Source organism: Paenirhizobium cremeum (assembly GCF_022884085.1).
In the GTDB taxonomy this organism is placed as follows: Bacteria; Pseudomonadota; Alphaproteobacteria; order Rhizobiales; family Rhizobiaceae; genus Allorhizobium; species Allorhizobium cremeum.
The window spans coordinates 266007-282035 of the sequence record NZ_JAGGCS010000001.1; the positions used below are offsets into that span (position 1 = coordinate 266007).

General features: G+C 63.5%; 31 protein-coding genes and 1 tRNA gene. 11 read left to right on the top strand and 21 right to left on the bottom strand.

The features are described 5' to 3' along the window. Nucleotides 1–532: 532 nt before the first annotated feature. The 20 genes from J5N58_RS01265 to J5N58_RS01360 form a co-directional block, all read right to left on the bottom strand. Nucleotides 533–808, bottom strand: a complete 276-nt coding sequence (locus J5N58_RS01265) for a hypothetical protein (protein ID WP_113443451.1) — start codon at nt 806–808, stop codon at nt 533–535. 355 nt (nt 809–1163) lie between these two features. Then, the gene (locus J5N58_RS01270) at nt 1164–1463 is read right to left on the bottom strand and encodes a hypothetical protein (protein ID WP_244709259.1); all 300 of its coding nucleotides are present in this window, start codon (nt 1461–1463) and stop codon (nt 1164–1166) included. Nucleotides 1464–1465: 2 nt separating this feature from the next. Then, nucleotides 1466–3382 (bottom strand): hypothetical protein, encoded by a 1917-nt coding sequence (locus J5N58_RS01275; RefSeq protein ID WP_244709261.1) that lies wholly within the window; start codon nt 3380–3382, stop codon nt 1466–1468. Nucleotides 3383–3443: 61 nt separating this feature from the next. Further along, complete coding sequence (locus J5N58_RS01280; protein WP_244709263.1) at nt 3444–3581, bottom strand: hypothetical protein; 138 nt, start codon at nt 3579–3581, stop codon at nt 3444–3446. Next, a complete protein-coding gene (locus J5N58_RS01285; protein ID WP_113443455.1) occupies nt 3568–3798 on the bottom strand; it encodes an Acb2/Tad1 domain-containing protein in 231 nt (76 codons plus the stop codon). The genes J5N58_RS01280 and J5N58_RS01285 overlap by 14 nt, the downstream gene beginning before the upstream one ends. A 49-nt stretch (nt 3799–3847) precedes the next feature. Next, a complete protein-coding gene (locus J5N58_RS01290) occupies nt 3848–4117 on the bottom strand; it encodes a hypothetical protein (protein ID WP_162757417.1) in 270 nt (89 codons plus the stop codon). Then, on the bottom strand, nt 4114–4467 hold the full coding sequence (locus J5N58_RS01295) for a hypothetical protein (RefSeq protein ID WP_244709265.1): 354 nt from the start codon (nt 4465–4467) through the stop codon (nt 4114–4116). The genes J5N58_RS01290 and J5N58_RS01295 overlap by 4 nt, the downstream gene beginning before the upstream one ends. Before the next feature lie 113 nt (nt 4468–4580). Next, the gene (locus J5N58_RS01300; protein WP_244709267.1) at nt 4581–4784 is read right to left on the bottom strand and encodes a hypothetical protein; all 204 of its coding nucleotides are present in this window, start codon (nt 4782–4784) and stop codon (nt 4581–4583) included. 3 nt (nt 4785–4787) lie between these two features. Further along, nucleotides 4788–4967 carry a hypothetical protein gene (locus J5N58_RS01305; RefSeq protein WP_244709269.1) on the bottom strand — a complete coding sequence of 60 codons (180 nt, stop codon included), beginning with the start codon at nt 4965–4967 and terminating at the stop codon, nt 4788–4790. A gap of 30 nt (nt 4968–4997) precedes the next feature. Beyond that, entirely contained in the window at nt 4998–5264 is a 267-nt protein-coding gene (locus tag J5N58_RS01310) for a DUF2312 domain-containing protein (RefSeq protein WP_244709271.1), read from the bottom strand. Nucleotides 5265–5273: 9 nt separating this feature from the next. Then, entirely contained in the window at nt 5274–5738 is a 465-nt protein-coding gene (locus tag J5N58_RS01315) for a hypothetical protein (protein ID WP_244709274.1), read from the bottom strand. After that, on the bottom strand, nt 5735–6160 hold the full coding sequence (locus J5N58_RS01320) for a hypothetical protein (RefSeq protein WP_280519873.1): 426 nt from the start codon (nt 6158–6160) through the stop codon (nt 5735–5737). The genes J5N58_RS01315 and J5N58_RS01320 overlap by 4 nt, the downstream gene beginning before the upstream one ends. 12 nt (nt 6161–6172) lie before the next feature. Further along, entirely contained in the window at nt 6173–7282 is a 1110-nt protein-coding gene (locus J5N58_RS01325; protein ID WP_244709279.1) for a DUF7146 domain-containing protein, read from the bottom strand. Then, a complete protein-coding gene (locus tag J5N58_RS01330; RefSeq protein WP_244709282.1) occupies nt 7279–7572 on the bottom strand; it encodes a hypothetical protein in 294 nt (97 codons plus the stop codon). Before J5N58_RS01330 ends, J5N58_RS01325 begins: the two co-directional genes overlap by 4 nt. 46 nt (nt 7573–7618) lie before the next feature. Beyond that, a complete protein-coding gene (locus J5N58_RS01335; protein WP_244709284.1) occupies nt 7619–8176 on the bottom strand; it encodes a hypothetical protein in 558 nt (185 codons plus the stop codon). Between the two features lie 58 nt (nt 8177–8234). Next, nucleotides 8235–8465 (bottom strand): hypothetical protein, encoded by a 231-nt coding sequence (locus tag J5N58_RS01340; RefSeq protein ID WP_244709286.1) that lies wholly within the window; start codon nt 8463–8465, stop codon nt 8235–8237. Then, nucleotides 8465–9691 (bottom strand): helix-turn-helix domain-containing protein, encoded by a 1227-nt coding sequence (locus J5N58_RS01345; protein ID WP_244709288.1) that lies wholly within the window; start codon nt 9689–9691, stop codon nt 8465–8467. The genes J5N58_RS01340 and J5N58_RS01345 overlap by 1 nt, the downstream gene beginning before the upstream one ends. Next, on the bottom strand, nt 9688–9960 hold the full coding sequence (locus J5N58_RS01350; protein ID WP_244709290.1) for a hypothetical protein: 273 nt from the start codon (nt 9958–9960) through the stop codon (nt 9688–9690). Before J5N58_RS01350 ends, J5N58_RS01345 begins: the two co-directional genes overlap by 4 nt. Beyond that, nucleotides 9957–10295 carry a hypothetical protein gene (locus J5N58_RS01355; RefSeq protein WP_244709293.1) on the bottom strand — a complete coding sequence of 113 codons (339 nt, stop codon included), beginning with the start codon at nt 10293–10295 and terminating at the stop codon, nt 9957–9959. The genes J5N58_RS01350 and J5N58_RS01355 overlap by 4 nt, the downstream gene beginning before the upstream one ends. Before the next feature lie 133 nt (nt 10296–10428). Then, nucleotides 10429–10641: a hypothetical protein gene (locus J5N58_RS01360; protein ID WP_244709295.1), complete on the bottom strand. Its 213-nt coding sequence runs from the start codon at nt 10639–10641 to the stop codon at nt 10429–10431. 111 nt (nt 10642–10752) lie between these two features. Here J5N58_RS01360 and J5N58_RS01365 point away from each other — a divergent pair, with 111 nt between their 5' ends. The 11 genes from J5N58_RS01365 to J5N58_RS01410 all read left to right on the top strand — a co-directional run bounded on the left by J5N58_RS01365 (nt 10753) and on the right by J5N58_RS01410 (nt 15827). Continuing rightward, nucleotides 10753–11364, top strand: coding sequence for a LexA family protein (locus tag J5N58_RS01365; RefSeq protein ID WP_244709297.1), 612 nt, complete (start codon nt 10753–10755; stop codon nt 11362–11364). Between the two features lie 429 nt (nt 11365–11793). Then, nucleotides 11794–12096 (top strand): hypothetical protein, encoded by a 303-nt coding sequence (locus tag J5N58_RS01370; RefSeq protein ID WP_113443468.1) that lies wholly within the window; start codon nt 11794–11796, stop codon nt 12094–12096. After that, the gene (locus J5N58_RS01375; RefSeq protein ID WP_113443469.1) at nt 12093–12407 is read left to right on the top strand and encodes a hypothetical protein; all 315 of its coding nucleotides are present in this window, start codon (nt 12093–12095) and stop codon (nt 12405–12407) included. The genes J5N58_RS01370 and J5N58_RS01375 overlap by 4 nt, the downstream gene beginning before the upstream one ends. Then, nucleotides 12404–12652, top strand: a complete 249-nt coding sequence (locus J5N58_RS01380) for a hypothetical protein (protein ID WP_113443470.1) — start codon at nt 12404–12406, stop codon at nt 12650–12652. The genes J5N58_RS01375 and J5N58_RS01380 overlap by 4 nt, the downstream gene beginning before the upstream one ends. Continuing rightward, nucleotides 12652–12915 (top strand): hypothetical protein, encoded by a 264-nt coding sequence (locus J5N58_RS01385; protein ID WP_244709300.1) that lies wholly within the window; start codon nt 12652–12654, stop codon nt 12913–12915. Before J5N58_RS01380 ends, J5N58_RS01385 begins: the two co-directional genes overlap by 1 nt. Further along, nucleotides 12912–13205, top strand: coding sequence for a hypothetical protein (locus J5N58_RS01390; RefSeq protein ID WP_162757424.1), 294 nt, complete (start codon nt 12912–12914; stop codon nt 13203–13205). The genes J5N58_RS01385 and J5N58_RS01390 overlap by 4 nt, the downstream gene beginning before the upstream one ends. Then, on the top strand, nt 13202–13324 hold the full coding sequence (locus J5N58_RS25895; RefSeq protein WP_280519874.1) for a hypothetical protein: 123 nt from the start codon (nt 13202–13204) through the stop codon (nt 13322–13324). Before J5N58_RS01390 ends, J5N58_RS25895 begins: the two co-directional genes overlap by 4 nt. 170 nt (nt 13325–13494) lie before the next feature. Continuing rightward, nucleotides 13495–13977 carry a helix-turn-helix domain-containing protein gene (locus tag J5N58_RS01395; protein ID WP_113443473.1) on the top strand — a complete coding sequence of 161 codons (483 nt, stop codon included), beginning with the start codon at nt 13495–13497 and terminating at the stop codon, nt 13975–13977. Nucleotides 13978–13987: 10 nt separating this feature from the next. Beyond that, nucleotides 13988–14416, top strand: a complete 429-nt coding sequence (locus J5N58_RS01400) for an ASCH domain-containing protein (protein ID WP_244709302.1) — start codon at nt 13988–13990, stop codon at nt 14414–14416. A 2-nt stretch (nt 14417–14418) separates the two neighbouring features. Then, entirely contained in the window at nt 14419–15612 is a 1194-nt protein-coding gene (locus J5N58_RS01405; RefSeq protein ID WP_244709304.1) for a site-specific integrase, read from the top strand. Continuing rightward, on the top strand, nt 15609–15827 hold the full coding sequence (locus J5N58_RS01410; protein WP_113443476.1) for a hypothetical protein: 219 nt from the start codon (nt 15609–15611) through the stop codon (nt 15825–15827). Before J5N58_RS01405 ends, J5N58_RS01410 begins: the two co-directional genes overlap by 4 nt. Before the next feature lie 114 nt (nt 15828–15941). On the opposite strand, the gene J5N58_RS01415 is transcribed toward J5N58_RS01410, so the two are convergent. Beyond that, a tRNA-Lys gene (locus J5N58_RS01415) sits at nt 15942–16017 on the bottom strand. Nucleotides 16018–16029: the final 12 nt, after the last annotated feature.

The following is a 16029-nucleotide window of genomic DNA, read 5'->3' on the forward strand; positions in this document are numbered from 1 at the left end:
GCGATATTTCCCGAATTGTTTATTTGTAGGCCGGATGTCGGCGCGATGTAGGCCGATTTGTAGGCTCGATTTGCAAGAGAAAACAGGAACATATCCCTAATACCTACATTCCTACGTCTTCCTTCTTCGCGTGAGGCATGCGCGCGCGCGTGAAAAAAACCGTCGTATCCTTGTAGGATTGTAGGCGCATTGCCCATGCCTTTGATTTTCCTTTGATTTCGAACCTACATTTTGTCCTACATCCGGCCTACATCGAACCTACAGACCTTGAGGACAATCACCACCCGCACCCGGTTGGCCGGCAACATGCGTCGCCGCTGACATCCTGCGCACGGCTTCCGGCGCGTTAAGTGCCCGCGCTTCACAGGCACAACGGATTGCGGCGAGCGGCCACGCCTTGGCCGACAGGGTGTCACGTTTCCCCGCTCGCTAGCCGTAAGGTAGCGCGGGCTCCGCTTTCATGAAGCCACGGGGCGGGGGAAAAGAGTTAAATGGGAGGGAGGATCTTGGCGCAATCAGAACAGGGCGGGGGTCAGAAGATCAGCCGAACGACATGCTCAAACGGATAGTCCGATGATCCGACATAGCCGCCGGCAAAGCGCAGGGCGCGCCAGATCAGGAAGAGAACGAGGCCGAACAGCGGGCCGGCAGCAAGCCAGGCAAGCAGTCTAACAGGCCATGAGGCATCGAGCGTGAAACGTACCAGCGTAAAGCCGAAGGCCGCTGACATCGACACCGCACCGATGGAAATGCCGAGCGCGATAAGCCATCCGAGCGGCCGCAAGACGAGATCGATGATGTCGAGCATGATTTTCTCCCCGATGAGGAACGCAGGTTAACAGGACCCAGGGCGAGGGAAAAGCAAAAGCCCGCCGGATCGCTCCAGCGGGCCTACTTCACCAGCTTCGGGCCCTTATAGCCCTTTGGAATTTTCGGAGGCGGATCGTCGCAAGGAGCGACCAAAAGTTTCGTCAGCCACGGCTTGGAGACATCCCGCATAAAGTCGAGGCATCCCCATCTATTCCGATATCCGCGCCAGAAGCTGTGCTGGCGCTCTTCCATCGACCAGTATGCCTTCGATCGACAGAAATGATGCGCGCATCCCCATTTCTCCGGGCAGGCCCAGTCGTCGCAATATCCAGGAGGCGGCTTTCGCTTCATGCTCAACCTCCACCCTGCCCGTCCATGAGCGTTCGACGGAACTGGCCGAGCCACACGGCCCATGTCGGCGGCCAGCTCCCGGCCCATATATAAAGGTCCTCGCGGCCGCTCTTGGCCCTGCGCATCCCGACTGGATGGTCCGATATCCTGACCTTCCAGTAGCGATGATCCTTGGTTCGGATGTGGACGTAGTTCGATTGGCCATAGGCGTTCTTCGAACGCTCGACCGAAATGCGAAGGTCGGGAATTTCTGCCCGCAGCGAGGCAACAAATTGCTTCGTTGTCCTGTCTATGGCCTTCATGGCTACCCCTCAACCTCCGCCCTGCCCGTCCAGGCGTCATAGCCGGCGAGATCCACCAGCACGCAATCGGTGGTCTTTCGGTTGATATCGACATTGGTCAGCCTGCGCTCGAGGCCGCGCGGCACGACGCTTTCAGGCGCCTGCCGCAGCGCCAGCGTCCAGCCGCCGTGGTTGAACTCCCCGTCATGAAAAATCCTGCCCAGCTTGTCATCCCGCTTCGGAACGGCGAGGCTATAGCCCTTGCCGGGCCTGCCCTTGTCGTTGATGCCGAGACCCATCTGCGCCAGGCGGGCGCGGGCCTCGCGCAGGTCGAGAACCTTTTCTTCCAGCTCCTGGATCGTCTCGCCGACGCTCGGCTTGCGGCCGCCGACATACATGTCCAGCGAGGCGGACATGATCTTCTCCACGACCTCCTGCCATTTCGGAGCCTGTTCGGCCCGCTCCTCGGCCGTGGCCGTGGCGATCAGGTCGATCAGCGCGTCCGTGTCGATGACGCCGGCGAGCTGGAAATCCTCCGGAAAACCCGCGTCGATCAGCCCCTGTTCGCCCACGGCCAGCTCCGCGCAGGCGAGCACCGTGCCGTAGGTGTCGATCGCGCGCGGGTCGAAGGCCAGGCGCCTGTCGGAGAGGATTTCCCGCCACTTCGGCAGGATATGCCAGTGCAGATCGTGAAACCCGTCCATCACCTGGCGCAGCAGCATGCGCCCCCATTCGTCCTTGATGACGGGCTGGCGGCTCGCGCCGTTGCGATCGAGCGGGTTGAGGTTGAGGATAATCATGCGGGTGCGGTCCTGCACACCCAGATGCGGATGCAGGATCGCCGAGAACATGAACGACGAGCGCAGTTCGAATTCCGTGCCGTCGCCGTTGGCGCCGCCGCGATAGCCCTTCGCGCCGGAATAGGCCTGGCGCGCCAGCTCGACGATCGCCTGCTCTTTCTGCCCGCCCGCCTTGCGCTCGAATTCGTCGACCGCGACCGGCCGGCTGTCCTGCCGGATATTCTGGTAGATCCCGGCGGCCGTCGTGTTGGCGGTCGAATAGAGCGCCGTGCCCAGCAGCGCCCTGACAATGCCGTGCAGCGTCGATTTGCCCGTGCCGGCGCCACCGGTGGTAAACAGGATCGGGCGAACGTCCAGCGCGCCGCCCAGATAGGCGCTCAACACCCAGCCGAGAAACAGTGCGGGGTCGAGCTGCGGACGCTCCCATTTCCAGGACTTGAGATCCTGCAGGATCTGGTGCGCCGGGCTGTCGCGCCAGTTCACCGGCTCCCGCCAGGGGTGCAACGTGTCGCTGTCCTGGGCATAGAAATAGCCGTCATATTCGCCGGGCTTCGCCGCCTGCAGCTGCCAGTCAGTAGCGCGATTGTCCCTGTCGACCTTGATGTTGTCGGAAAACAGGAACTTGCCGGAATGCCAGATGAACTTGTCCTCAGCCCGCCAGCCGCCGCGGCCGCGCACATTCTGCTGCGGATCGAAGATCCCGCGCCGGCCGGCCTCGGCGATCAGCGCCATGGCCGCCTTGTCGCGCTCGATGCGCTTGACGCGCGGCGGGATCGGCTCGCCCGTCTCCGGGTCCGTCTCGGCCTTGCCGAAGGCAGGCCACGCCCAGAAGAGATAGTTGATATGCGGCGCAAACAGATTGGTCAGCGTCGGCAGGTCCCAGCGCGTCACCTCGTGCAGCTCGCCGATCGCGGAGATGATATAGACGGCATCGCCCTTCTTGCCGAGAACGGTCACCGGGCAGTTCGGCGGCATCGCATCATGCGGCGCGCCGGGCCACTGCCCCGCCTTGATCCCGTCGCGGGCGAGGTTCGGATCGGGATCGAAGATCCCCTTTTCCGCCTCGAGCGCCGCGAGAGCGTCCTTGAATTGCGCCCGCGCACCGGCGACGCCACCCTGTATTTTCGTTTTCTTCGCCATTGTCCGCGCGCTGTCATGAGGGAGAAGCGCCGCGCCTGTTCATGAGCGCGGCGGGCATTGGTTACTTGCCGATCAGAAATTCGAACAGAATGCGCCCAAGCACGTAGAGAAGGAGGACGCACACCATCGAGGAAATCGCCAGATCTAAGTAGATCTTGGCAGCCGCTGCCTTCTTCAGAAGCTCGTCACGCGGTGACATGCTTTACCGCCCACATGACGGCTTCTTCCGTCTTGGTCTTCGCAATGGAAAGTTCGCGGCTGCCGCCGCATTCGGCAATCAGGTCCAGCAGCTCCTGCCCCTTGTCCTTGATCGCCGCCATCCTTGCCTTCTCCTCATCGGAGAGAACGCGATACTGGTGGCGCAGCGTGTTATTGACGGTGCGCTGGTCGCTGGCGCTGTCGATCATTTCGTTCATGTTTCATGCTCCTTGTGTTGCGGACCGGCGCCATTGCCGGCCCGATCTTTCAGAATGGGAGCTCGTCCGCTCCGGCGCGCTGGTCGTAAGGAACGAACCGCTTGAGCGCGGCCAGCGGTAACAGGCGCGTCATCAGCCGCTGGCTGCGCCCGCTCATGCCGTTGACGTCCCAGCAAACGCACCACCAGACATCCTCGCTGTCGGGCAGGCGCGGCTTTTCATGCAACAGCGTCATGGGGAACGAGCCCGACTTGAGTTCGACCACGTCGCCGGCGCTCATCGGGATCTCTGGAACGGTTGAAGCTGGCGTTTCCATCAAGCCGCCCCTCCCCACGTATCCATAGGCCCGTCGACCGGCTCCATCGTCGTCTCGCCGATCGGCAACGGCTCCGGCGCGACGCGGGCTTTCGCCGCCTCCGCCTTGTCGATCGCGGCCTGTTCGTCGCGGGCCATGCCGTCCAGCGCGCGCAGCACATGAATGAAGGCGGTAACCGCCACCGCCTCCGAACGGGAGAGCTCGGCGCTCTCCCGATGTTTGAGAATGCGAAGCTGCTGCCCCATGACATCCGCCGTCGCCCGCTCGCCGATCTTGCGCACGAAGGCGGCCATATCCATCATCATATCCCGCGAGACGATGCGCTCCGGGGGTACCGCGTCATCGCCGAGCATCAGGCCGCGCACTGCATCGGCGTTGGCAAGCGCAATGACATACGCCCTGCTGGCCGCACCCAGGGCGATTAGGGCAGGATCTAGCTGCGGATAGCCGTAGACGCCATCAGCGTCTACAGCAGCTTCCGGCCGCCCTCCACCATTCGCGCCAGCCTCTCCTGCGCCGAGGTCGGCTCCGGCTGCCCGCGCAGTATCTCCGGCGGCACCACCATCGCCGACAGATCCGGACGGATCAGCACCGCTCCCATTCCGAAGGTCTGCATGTCCTCCGCTGCCAGCAGCATCTGCGACAGCGCCGCTTCCGTTTCCCTTTCCATCGCTCACCACCCCAGCACCTTCGCCAGCCGCCTGCGCCGGTTCGCCCTGTTGTTCTGCCCCCTCGCCGCCAGCGGCAGGATCACCACCGCCCGATACCAGCGCCGGAGACTTGCGTTTCTCCGGCTTTTCCGGAACAGCGTTTGCGCCCGCTTCCGATCCAGCGCCTGCCTGCACTTCTTCATTGCTGTCGCCTTCCATGGTTTCCACTCCGGTTAGTCCTGCATCCCCAGGGCCTGCAGGTATGTTTCGAGGACCAGGTCCTCTTCCATCCGCTCTTGCGGATCCTTGCGACGCAGCTGGATCACCCTTTTGAGGATCTTGGTGTCGAAATCCATCGACTTCGCCTCTCCATAGACGTCGCGCTTGTCGTCGTTGATCGCCTTGCCCTCTTCATCCAGCCGCTCGATGCGCTCGACAAAGGCGCGCAGCTGGTCGCGGGCAACGCCTGAAACGTCGGTGTTGTGTCCGATGCCGGTCATGATTTTCCCTCAGTACCAATCGATGTAGTCGCCGAATTTTTCCGCTACCTGCTTGTGCCAGAACCGGCGTTCGACAGAGCTGCCGAGGCTCGCAAGCGAAGCGTCCACGGCCCGCGCGAGATTGCGCCGGCGCTGTTCGCGCGCCTTCCAGCCGGGAGAGACGGAAACGAGGCAGGCGAGATCGGGATCGAGGCCAAACCGACGGTCGTTCGCACGCTCGCGAAGCTCGGCCATCTTCCAGTCGGGTATGCCGCGCTTGCGCACCCAGGACAGCGCACGCCTGGCAAGGCCTTTTTCCGAAATCACCGCTTCCACCGGTGCAGCCGCGGCCACCTCGCCGCCCCACGGCATGCCAGCCTGTACCAGCACCTTGTCGTCGAAGGCCGCCTTTATGGCGCGTGGCCCGGCCATGACGGCCCCGCCGAACAGCCCGAGAAATCCACGGCGCTGAAAACTGTGCCCGACACCGGTCATGACTTCAGTTCCCGCAACACTTCGTCGAAACTGATGCAGATCTTGTCCGCAAGGAGGGCCATCAACTCCGGCTCCTCGTTATCCTGCGTAAGGATCAGCGTGCGCTTGCCAGCGCCTGCCATCCAACCAAGTTCAAGGTGCGCAGATCGGCCGCAGGGCAATACAAGGAGGCACGTATCGGCCCATCGCATAGCCGCGAAATCGGCCATAAACCCTTGAGCCGCACGCGGATGCGTAAGAAGCGCGGCGCGGTAATCTTCAGCCGAGCACGGGAGCTCAAGTCCTACGTCAGACCATTTGAAACCCGTGCTATGCGGCGGATTTCTGAAGTCGTAGACCTCATGTTTGTTGTCCCGCAGAAGCTCGACAATCCAAGGCTGGTAGCTATTGCGCCATGACGACGCCACATAAATTCTGCTCATCACATCCCCCTTTCAGTAGAGATCGTTGAAATCATTGCCTTCGTGGCTGGCGATCGCGACCCACGGTTTCCCGCTTGCGTCCATCGCCTCGCACACCTGGTCGAACTGCTTTTCCGTCGTCGGGCTCTTGAAATGGTCGCGCAGCAGGATGATCGACGAGACGCAGGGCAGCCACACGGGCGCGGACAGCATGTTGGCAAGGCTTCCGGCCGCCCAGGCGCGGGCCTCCGGCGCGGTGCGCGCCACGCTCGCCGTCGTCTCGATGCCTTCGCCCATGATGAGCGGATGCGCCTCGCGCGCCGTTTCCGGCGGCTCGCCCTCCGGGCCATGGGTCAGGCGGATCACGCCGCCTTTCGACGGCCCCCACATGATCTTTTCGTTCTCGAGCCGGTCGCGATCGACCGGCAGCTTGCGCGGCTCCAGCGGATCGAGATAGGTCATGTGCACCGCCGTCACCTGCCCCGTCGCCAGACGGAGAGCGGAAAGAATGCACGGATACTCCGGCCCGGCCTTCACCTTCACGCGCCGGCCGTCCTGATAGCGATATTCCGCCCGCTTCCAGAATTCCTGCGCCGGCGAAAAGCGGAAGGTCTGCAAATCCCGGTTCGGCCACGTTTCGAGCGGAATGCCCCTAGCTGCGAAATACCGCCGCGCATAGGCCTCCGCCGCGCTCGCCGCCCCGTCCTGAAATCCGCGCGACCACAGCTTTTCGGCGTCGGCCATGCGCTTCAGGTCGCGCTCTTCCTCCCGCGCGGCAGCCGCGGCGCGCGCCGCTTCCGCCTGTTCGGTCAGCCGCTTGCGCTCGGCATAGGACATCTGCCGCAGCCCGAGGAAATCCCGGGCGAAATCCATCGCCCCCTTGAAATCGGTGCGCAGGCAATATTCGACGAGGCCGATCACATCGCCTTTGTCGCCGGTCCGCCAGTCCTTCCAGGCGCCGACATCCCGCGTCAGCGCCACCTTGAACTCCGGGCTCTTGTGATGGTCCGCCGTCACCGGGTTATGCGCCACCCACAGCCGCCCGTCGCGCCGCCCGTCCGGCAACAGTTTCAGGCACAGCGCATCGATCCGCGCGCGAAGCCCTTCCTTGATCTGCAGCAGCTCGGTTTCGCGGGAGATCATGATGCAGATCCCGGCCAGCGATTGAACCAGACATCCATATCGCCGGTCTCCGCCGCAACCTTCATCGCGTCGCAGCAGGCGGAGCAGAAATAGAAGTTCCGAGCCATCTTGCTGTCGCGATCGATTTCCGCGCGGCAACGGACGCGCGACTTCACCGGAACCAGCGACGAGCAGACGACGCAGACATGCGGCTTGCGGGTGGTAACGAATTCGTCACGGGTGACGATGATGACACCTTCCTCGCCGGGCCACGGGTCGATGGATAATACGAGGCGATCGATCATATCCATTTGCGGACGCCCCCCCCTAGCTGCCTCGTGTGACGGTGGTCATCTGTCACCCGAACGCCTCCTCGATCGCCTTCAGCAGCCCTTCCGTTTCCGGCTCGCCGCGCAGATCCTCGATGTCCTTCAGCAGCCCGCAGACGGCCGCACGGCTCATGCCGGCGGCGCGGCCGAGATCGGCCTGGGAAATGCCGAGATAGACATTGCAGATATAGAGCGCGAACCGCCGCAGCCGGGCCGCCCGCAGCCAGGCGGCATCGGCGGTCGCCCTGAGCGACGGCGACGACAGCAGCACGTCCGATGGCGTCGCGCCGGCGACCTGGCAGACGAAGGCAACCGACAGGCGGTATTGCCGGGCCGTCAGCGCCGTCACCGGCGAGGCAGCGACATCGGCTTTTCCGGAAAGGTCGAGCTTGCGCATGCGCTGCACCTCCTTCAGCGCGGTAATCACGCGCCGGTAGGTCTTTTCCGTCAGGCTGAACTTGCCGCGACGCACCTTGTCGAGGTGGCGCGGCTCCATTCCGGCGACGCGCAGGACCGCTGCTTCCGACACGCGCGCATGAAAGATGCGCCGGTCGATTTCAGCCAGGAATTCGTCAGGCATGAGCATGGGCAGTGGCCTCAAAAACCGGGGCCGGACGCAGGACAGGATCGGCATTGGGAAAAATTCAGATTTCGGTCAAACTGTGATCGGGCGCGGGCGGCTCCCCCGCCGGCGGCGCGCCGCCTTCCAGATGCTCGAGCATGCCGGCGAGAAACATCGCCGCCGCCTCGCGCCCGCCGGTCGCCTCCATCACCGCCACCATCGCGCCGATCACCTCGCCGGCCGCCACGAAAGGCCTGCCGCTTTCGGCGACCTTCCGGCGGATGATATCGGTATCGATCAGGGAATTGCTCATCACACCCTCGCCCTTTCCATTTCGCGCTTGAGAAAACGGATATGCCGCGCGGCGGCGAATTCATCCTGATCTGCCGCAACTTCGAGATATTCGTCTTCAAGATCGGCAGGTATCCATGACGGCACCACCACGCCGGGCGCGCCGGCGCGCGCCGCCTTGATCCGTGCCCGGACCTCAGGGTCGGCCCATGCGCGCTTCCTCGCCTCGCTCATCCGTGCCCGGACCTCAGGGTCGGCCAAGGCGCGCTTACTCGCCTCGCTCATCCGTGCCCGGACCTCAGGGTCGGCCAAGGCGCGCTTACTCGCCTCGCTCATCCGTGCCCGGACCTCAGGGTCGGCCAAGGCGCGCTTACTCGCCTCGCTCATCCGTGCCCGGACCTCAGGGTCGGCCAAGGCGCGCTTACTCGCCTCGCTCATCCGTGCCCGGACCTCAGGGTCGGCCAAGGCGCGCTTACTCGCCTCGCTCATCCGTGCCCGGACCTCAGGGTCGGCCAAGGCGCGCTTACTCGCCTCGCTCATCCGTGCCCGGACCTCAGGGTCGGCCAAGGCGCGCTTACTCGCCTCGCTCATCCGTGCCCGGACCTCAGGGTCGGCCAAGGCGCGCTTACTCGCCTCGCTCATCCGTGCCCGGACCTCAGGGTCGGCCAAGGCGCGCTTACTCGCCTCGCTCATCCGTGCCCGGACCTCAGGGTCGGCCAAGGCGCGCTTACTCGCCTCGCTCATCCGTGCCCGGACCTCAGGGTCGGCCAAGGCGCGCTTACTCGCCTCGCTCATCCGTGCCCGGACCTCAGGGTCGGCCAAGGCGCGCTTACTCGCCTCGCTCATCCGTGCCCGGACCTCAGGGTCGGCCAAGGCGCGCTTACTCGCCTCGCTCATCCGTGCCCGGACCTCAGGGTCGGCCAAGGCGCGCTTACTCGCCTCGCTCATCCGTGCCCGGACCTCAGGGTCGGCCAAGGCGCGCTTACTCGCCTCGCTCATCCGTGCCCGGACCTCAGGGTCGGCCAAGGCGCGCTTCCTCGCCTCGCTCATCCGTGCCCGGACCTCAGGGTCGGCCAAGGCGCGCTTACTCGCTTGCATGCGGGTAGGAAAAACAATGAGTTCCGCCGCCGCCCAGGCCTGCGCTGTCGGGATTGATATTCCGAGCGCCCGCGCAGCCTGAGAAACCGTGGCCCCGTCATGAGCAAGATCGCGCAAGATAGCGATTTTTTCGGGAGTACGCTTCATCACGCCACCTGCCTTTCCTCTGCTTCGCGCGTCTTGCGCTGCTCTTCCCGGAATGCGGCCAGCCCATCCAGCGAAAGCGCTCCCTCCCCGGGCACGATCTCGATCGACACATAGTTCTCTGCCCGGCCGTAGCGATGAAACCGCGCGCCGGGCCATCCAAGCGCCGCCGCCTCGCGCGAAAGATCGTCGATCAGATCCTGATGAAGCTTCCGATTGGCCTCGCGCTCCACCGGAGCCTTGCCGCCAATGGCGATCAGATAGGCGTCGCTCATGGCTGCACCGCCTTTTCAGGCGATGGCGCCAGCAGTTTGCGGAACTGGTCGAGGCGGCTTTCGTCGAGCGGCCGGAAATGTGTCGCCAGGAAAAGCACCTTTGCGGAACCAAGCTTACCGTTCCAAAGAAAGTGCGGCGGCTCATTGATGATTTCGACAAGATCGAGCGAGAGCACTCCACTCACAGCGCCGGGCTCTGCGCTTTTGATGGTGTAGACGCGCCCCACCAATGGGGTGCGCGGCCACGATCCCAGGATCTGCAAACCGGCAGGAAAGCCGCCATCCTCCCGCACACACAAGACGCGCCGTCCCGGTTGAAAGTCCGCCCAGTTCATGATGCATCACCCTCCGCGCAGGACGCGCAGTAAAAGCGCCCCCCCCTGTTGAGCCAGCCGAAAAGTACGGCGAAGCGATCCCGATTGGAGCCACTGAAAACAATCTGCCTGGGGCAGTCGTAACAGGTGAGGATCATCGCCCGGCCTCCGCGCTGTCGAGCGCCCGGCGCTTCTCGTCGATCAGCTCGTCGAGCGCGCGTTTCAGCTTGTTGATCGTCCGCTCGGAAAGCGTCCGCCGCTCGCTCTTGCGCGCCGTATAGGTGGTCTCGTGCACGCAGGCACGCTGGCAGAGCGTGCGCTGGTCGATATCCGCCAGCCGGCGGCGTTCCTCGATCTCCGAAAACATCCGCAAATCACCTTGTCCAAATCACTGCATAATGTCATAAGCGAAATTGCTTATTCTGCAAGGTGTATTTTAGTGACTGCGTTAGCACTTGCACAGATTAATTTTGCACGCATGGCTTATGACCAGCGTGAAACAAAGGATTGGCTGAGGGCGCTCACGCGGCATTTCAATGTGTCGCCGTCGCAACTTGCGCTCAATTCCGGCATGGCCGCGTCTACCCTGACGCGCTATCTCAACGACACCACCAATACCGTCGGCATCAGCCAGGCGACGCTGGAAAAGGTCTCCCATTATACCGGCTTCCGCCCGGGCCAGATGCCGGGCGGCCGCGGCCGCGGCTTTGCCGAGCCCGATGTCGTTCCCTTCGCGCATGACAACGGCGAGTTTCCGCGCTGGATCCAGGCGGCGGTCGAGGCCGCCAAGGCCGGGCGCAACGGCATCGAGGCATGGGTGATGAAGGGCGCGGCGCTCGACGCCATGGGCATCATGCCCGGCGACATCGCCATCGTCGACCAGAATATCCGCGCCACGGCCGGCGATGTCGTGCTCGCGCAGATCCTCGATCACACGCTCGGCACGGCCGAAACCGTGCTGCGCCTCTACCAGACGCCCTTTCTCATCACCCACAGCATGCGGCTCGGGCCGCAGCGCCCCGAGCAGGTCGACGAGGACCGCGTCTCGATCGCCGGCGTCGTCGTCGGCACGCTTCGCCGCCAGCACTGATCCGGCCATCCCGCGAAACACGTCCGGCGCCGGTCGCCCCTCCGGCCGGTCCCATATCCGTTCGGCCCGATGTCCGATCTGCGACACCGATGCCGACAAAAATACCGGTATCGCCGCAGCCGTCCGCCGCGACAAAAATACCGGGATAAAAGCCCCCGGCTGCGGCGACAAAAATACCGGTATTTTTCCCCTCGACGCGCATGACAAAAATACCGGTACAGCCGCGCCGTATCCTTCGACAAAAAGACCGGTATCGCCCGCCGCCGCGTCCGCCGCATGCGGTCAACGACCTTTTTTGGCACTTATCAAATCCGCAATGTATCGAATTCTAATGTGCGAAATCAGCGAGCATTGCAAATTGTGCTTGCCAAGATAAGCGATTTCGCTTATCGATAGTCCCCGTGACCACAACCACAGGGGAGACCTTGCATGAACAGCTTGCAGGAACAGCGGGTGGAGGCGCGCGAGATCGCGGCTGTGCTCGACTACACCCCGGACTATTTCTCGCGTATCGTTCCGGATCTCATCCAAAACCACGGCATGCCCCATCCGCTGCCGTCCTCGCGCCGGCGCGCCCGCATCTGGTCGCGCGCCGCCATTACCCGCTGGCTGGAAAACTACGCCGACAGGCGCGCCGTCGCGGCCGCCGCCGCAGATCCGCTTCCCGCCGACGTCAGCGCCGAACGCGCCCGCCTGCGCCTCGCCTACTCCGCAGAAGGAGCGCCGGCATGAAATCGCTTTTCGCCTACAAAGGATCCGAACTCAGGGCCTACAACAAATGCCCGCTCTGCGGCGGCTTCCGAACCGAAGCCTATTTTCCGGCTGCACATTTCGAAAATGCGCAGGAGAGCGTTGGTTACCTGCCGCCGTCCGATGCCAAGGCCGCCGTGCAATTTTTCTGCGGGTTTGAGCTTGCGATCAACGATCACGATGAAATCGTCAGCGCCAGATATTGCTCTGAGGTGGGAAGGGAAAAAGCCTCGGAGATCAATGAGCAGGTCGAAGAGGCCTATGAAAACGAGCGGGAGGAGCTTGAGCGATGACCTCCCTCGTCAACAAGATCGGCCTGCTGGCCAAGGCAATCTTCGAGGCTAACCAGGCGGAAGACGCAATCCATCTCATCGCCATTGATCTCTTCCCTCCCGGTAGCATGATAAAATGGGAACGTGGCGACCGCACCCATATGGGAACGGTCATCCGCTGGGCCTACGGCCATTGCTGGGCCCGCAACACGCATACGGGCCGCGAGGTGAAGATCTCCGCCCGCGATGTCGCGAGGGCGCGCTGATGACCTCGCTGTCCAAAAACCCCGCCGTCCTCAAACCGGCGGCCACACTCACCCGCATCCAGCGCGACGCGCTGATCGCCATCGACTTCTTCCGTTACCATTCGCGCGACCGGCGCGGCTGGCAGATCGGCAATCGACACTATGCACCGGCGACCGTTTCGGCGCTGGAGAAACACGGCCTGGTCATCCGCCGGCAAAACTCCATCACCACCACCGTCGCCGGCAAGCTGGCGCTGGACAAGTTGAAGGGGAAATCGTCATGAGCAATGGCATGACCGCCCGCGAGCTGATTGCATGGCTCGAGCAGCAGGGCGAGAAGGAAGACCATATCTGCGGCCAGCTCCTCGAGGCGCTGAAAGGCTATGCCGAGGCGCGCGAGGAATACGATGCCTTCGTCGCGCGCGCCCAGCGCCTGCAGGAAGAGCGCTGTGGCCTGCTGGTCGAGGCCGCCATGGCCGTCCGCGACGGCGAGCGCCGCCGCGAGCGCGGCAATGTCGTCACCTTCAACCTGCGCGACGCCGATGCCCGCGCCAGAAGGAGGATGGTCCATTGATCGCGCTCCTCGACTGGATCGACAGCATCCCGCCGCTTACCATGGGCCAGTTCCTGATCGTGGCCGGCCCGGCATTCGTCGGCCAGATCCTCGTTGCGATCGCCGTCTGGCGATCGTAACCAGCGGGCCGGATGGATCCCCGTAAGGGGCGTTCTGGCGGATCTCCGGCCCGCACCTTCTTCAGTTCTCCCGATGTCCGCTTTCTCGATGGAGCGGACCGACTTGCCCGGCGGCGCTGTTTTGCGTTTCCGCCGCCGGGCTTCTTTTGTCTCAAGGAAAGGACAAGACCATGACCAGCATTCCCCATCCGGACGATATCGCCGCCGGCGCCAATCTCCGCCGCATCCGCAACCATCGCGGCATGTCGCAGGAAGCGCTTGCCGCACATCTGCACATCACCTTCCAGCAGGTGCAGAAATACGAGAAGGGCACCAACCGCCTGTCGATCAGCCGTGCGCTGATGGCCTGCCGGGCGCTGTCCTGCACCCTGCAGGATCTCGTGCCCGGAACCGAAGACAATGGCGACACCGCCCTTGACCTGCCCCTGCGCTCCCCCCAGGCGAACCGCATGGCCGATATCTTCGACCGCATCCCGGATACGATGCAGCGCCACTACCTCATGCGCCTTGCCGCCACCATGGCCGGCCCGGCGATGACGAAGGAAATCACAGAAATGAGCATTATCACTCACCCGCCGGGACCGGCAGGAGAACAGGCAATCATTGATCTGGCGCGTCAGGCCTTTGGTCAGCGCCAAGCCACGGCCGAGTGAGGCGACAGCAATGCAGAACACCTGTCCTGACCTGCCGAAGCTCGCCATTTCGATCATGCAGCCTTGGGCGTGGCTGATCGTCAACGGGCACAAGGACATCGAGAACCGTGACTGGCCGACGCGGTTCCGCGGGTCCGTCGCCATCCACGCCGGCAAGAAGGTCGACGATGACGCAGAGACCTATCTTGCTCAAGGCATCCATCCTGTCGGCGGCGACTTCCTGAGAGCGAAAAATCCGATGATGGGATATCCATACCCAGCACAGCAGCGCGGTGGCATCGTCGGAACCGCTGAGATCGTCGATTGCGTCGAGACGAGCGAAAGCGAATGGTTTGTCGGCCGCTACGGTTTTGTCATCAGAAACGCGCGTCCAATCGAGTTTATCCCGCTTCGCGGGAAGCTCGGCTTCTTCGAATGGCGCAAGCAGATGGAGCCCTGATCGTGGCAAAACCCGCACAACCCAAGATCCGCTACGTCGCATGGAGGCGCGGTCGCCCGCGCTTCGAACCCTCGCCGACGCTGCGCGCCAGGGGCTACCAGGGCCACGACCTGAAAACCGACGCCGGCGAGTGGATGGCGGAAGCCGAGGCCCGCGAATGGTCGGCAGGCTTCGCCCGCGCGCTCGAGGAGGAGGCCCGGCAGCAGAGGCGCAAGCGCGGACGGCCGAAGGCCCCGTCCGGCCTGCCTCTGGCGCGTCGCTCGCTATCGGTCGGCGACCTGCTCGAAGACTGGCTGAACCTGCATCACAACCCGTCGATCGGCGATCTGAGGCCGAACACGCTGCGCTATTACCGCCAGCAGCTCGCCGTCATCGAGACGCGCGCGCCGGATATCTGGAACGCCGCGGCCGAGGCTCTGGAAAAGAGCATTTGCATCGGCCTCTATGACAAGCTGCGCCGCGACGCCGGCCTTCACACGGCCTCCGCAACGCTGCGCATTCTCGGCATCGGCCTGCAATGGGGCATGGATCGCGGCCGCCTGCCATCGATGATCGTCAACCCGGCCCACAAGCTCAAGATGAGGACGCCCGCCCCGCGCATCCGCTTCGGCACGCGCGAGGAGATTGCCCATCTGGTCGCCACAGCCGATGCCATGGGCCGTCCCGAAGGCGGCGACATGGTGACGCTCGCCGTCTGGTCCGGCCAGCGCCAGGCCGACCGTCTGGCCTTCACCTATTCGAGCCGGCGGGGCGGCCGCATCGATTTCCGCCAGGAAAAGACACGGGCGCTGGTCTCGATCGTCGAGGCCCCGGAGCTCTCCCAGCGGCTGGCGGCGGCCATGGAGAGGCGCAGGCAGGCGGAAGTGATCTCCCCCTATGTCATCCTCGACGAACGCCGCTGGCTGCCCTTCCAGCCGGATTACTGGCGCCATCTGTTCGCCGACATCCGCTCCGCCGCGGCAAGGACCATGCCGAGCCTCAAGACGCTGCGCGACCAGGACCTTCGCGATACCGCCGTCACATGGCTCGCCATGGCCGGCTGCACCATCCCCGAGATCTGCGCCATCACCGGCCACTCCTTCGTGACCGCCAACACCATCATGAAACACTACCTCGCCCTCAACGAGGAACTGGCCGACAGCGCCATGGCGAAGATGGTCGCATGGTTCGAAGGCAAGGAAGGAAAATCACAATGACACCCGATCAAGACGAACGGCGCTACTATGCGCGCTCCGCATCCGATAGAACTGATGAATGGCCGTTCTGGTTTGTCGCAGACAAACAGCAGGGAGGATTAAACGTCACCGTCCGGCTCTTCCCCGGTCTCGAAGGCTGCCTGCCATTCGTTGATCGACGTACTGCTGTCGCGATAGCCGCCGACGCCAACAGCACTACCCGCCTGAAGTATTGACCACGCTGCTTTTCATACGTCCGACCACATCCGACATATCGAAGCTGATCGTCGGAAAGCGGTCGGTAAAACGTCGGATAAGTCAGCGCTTGACACTGAAAAAACTGAGGAAGATGGTGGGTGATGTAGGGCTCGAACCTACGACCCGCTGATTAAGAGTCAGCTGCTCTACCAACTGAGCTAATCACCCGTCAGCACCGTC

Bases quoted from the DNA above. Each gene is read 5' to 3' on its own strand.
- J5N58_RS01295 (WP_244709265.1), bottom strand. From the start codon at position 4,467: ATGCTCGGCGATGACGCGGTACCCCCGGAGCGCATCGTCTCGCGGGAT.
- J5N58_RS01375 (WP_113443469.1), top strand. From the start codon at position 12,093: ATGAAATCGCTTTTCGCCTACAAAGGATCCGAACTCAGGGCCTACAAC.
- J5N58_RS01380 (WP_113443470.1), top strand. From the start codon at position 12,404: ATGACCTCCCTCGTCAACAAGATCGGCCTGCTGGCCAAGGCAATCTTC.
- J5N58_RS01370 (WP_113443468.1), top strand. From the start codon at position 11,794: ATGAACAGCTTGCAGGAACAGCGGGTGGAGGCGCGCGAGATCGCGGCT.
- J5N58_RS01355 (WP_244709293.1), bottom strand. From the start codon at position 10,295: ATGAACTGGGCGGACTTTCAACCGGGACGGCGCGTCTTGTGTGTGCGG.
- J5N58_RS01350 (WP_244709290.1), bottom strand. From the start codon at position 9,960: ATGAGCGACGCCTATCTGATCGCCATTGGCGGCAAGGCTCCGGTGGAG.
- J5N58_RS01410 (WP_113443476.1), top strand. From the start codon at position 15,609: ATGACACCCGATCAAGACGAACGGCGCTACTATGCGCGCTCCGCATCC.
- J5N58_RS01390 (WP_162757424.1), top strand. From the start codon at position 12,912: ATGAGCAATGGCATGACCGCCCGCGAGCTGATTGCATGGCTCGAGCAG.
- J5N58_RS01400 (WP_244709302.1), top strand. From the start codon at position 13,988: ATGCAGAACACCTGTCCTGACCTGCCGAAGCTCGCCATTTCGATCATG.
- J5N58_RS01305 (WP_244709269.1), bottom strand. From the start codon at position 4,967: ATGAAGAAGTGCAGGCAGGCGCTGGATCGGAAGCGGGCGCAAACGCTG.
- J5N58_RS01340 (WP_244709286.1), bottom strand. From the start codon at position 8,465: ATGAGCAATTCCCTGATCGATACCGATATCATCCGCCGGAAGGTCGCC.
- J5N58_RS01365 (WP_244709297.1), top strand. From the start codon at position 10,753: ATGGCTTATGACCAGCGTGAAACAAAGGATTGGCTGAGGGCGCTCACG.
- J5N58_RS01395 (WP_113443473.1), top strand. From the start codon at position 13,495: ATGACCAGCATTCCCCATCCGGACGATATCGCCGCCGGCGCCAATCTC.
- J5N58_RS01300 (WP_244709267.1), bottom strand. From the start codon at position 4,784: ATGGAAAGGGAAACGGAAGCGGCGCTGTCGCAGATGCTGCTGGCAGCG.
- J5N58_RS01315 (WP_244709274.1), bottom strand. From the start codon at position 5,738: ATGACCGGTGTCGGGCACAGTTTTCAGCGCCGTGGATTTCTCGGGCTG.
- J5N58_RS01275 (WP_244709261.1), bottom strand. From the start codon at position 3,382: ATGGCGAAGAAAACGAAAATACAGGGTGGCGTCGCCGGTGCGCGGGCG.
- J5N58_RS01310 (WP_244709271.1), bottom strand. From the start codon at position 5,264: ATGACCGGCATCGGACACAACACCGACGTTTCAGGCGTTGCCCGCGAC.
- J5N58_RS01265 (WP_113443451.1), bottom strand. From the start codon at position 808: ATGCTCGACATCATCGATCTCGTCTTGCGGCCGCTCGGATGGCTTATC.
- J5N58_RS01330 (WP_244709282.1), bottom strand. From the start codon at position 7,572: ATGGATATGATCGATCGCCTCGTATTATCCATCGACCCGTGGCCCGGC.
- J5N58_RS01335 (WP_244709284.1), bottom strand. From the start codon at position 8,176: ATGCTCATGCCTGACGAATTCCTGGCTGAAATCGACCGGCGCATCTTT.
- J5N58_RS01285 (WP_113443455.1), bottom strand. From the start codon at position 3,798: ATGAACGAAATGATCGACAGCGCCAGCGACCAGCGCACCGTCAATAAC.
- J5N58_RS01280 (WP_244709263.1), bottom strand. From the start codon at position 3,581: ATGTCACCGCGTGACGAGCTTCTGAAGAAGGCAGCGGCTGCCAAGATC.
- J5N58_RS01270 (WP_244709259.1), bottom strand. From the start codon at position 1,463: ATGAAGGCCATAGACAGGACAACGAAGCAATTTGTTGCCTCGCTGCGG.
- J5N58_RS01325 (WP_244709279.1), bottom strand. From the start codon at position 7,282: ATGATCTCCCGCGAAACCGAGCTGCTGCAGATCAAGGAAGGGCTTCGC.
- J5N58_RS01320 (WP_280519873.1), bottom strand. From the start codon at position 6,160: ATGAGCAGAATTTATGTGGCGTCGTCATGGCGCAATAGCTACCAGCCT.
- J5N58_RS01385 (WP_244709300.1), top strand. From the start codon at position 12,652: ATGACCTCGCTGTCCAAAAACCCCGCCGTCCTCAAACCGGCGGCCACA.
- J5N58_RS01360 (WP_244709295.1), bottom strand. From the start codon at position 10,641: ATGTTTTCGGAGATCGAGGAACGCCGCCGGCTGGCGGATATCGACCAG.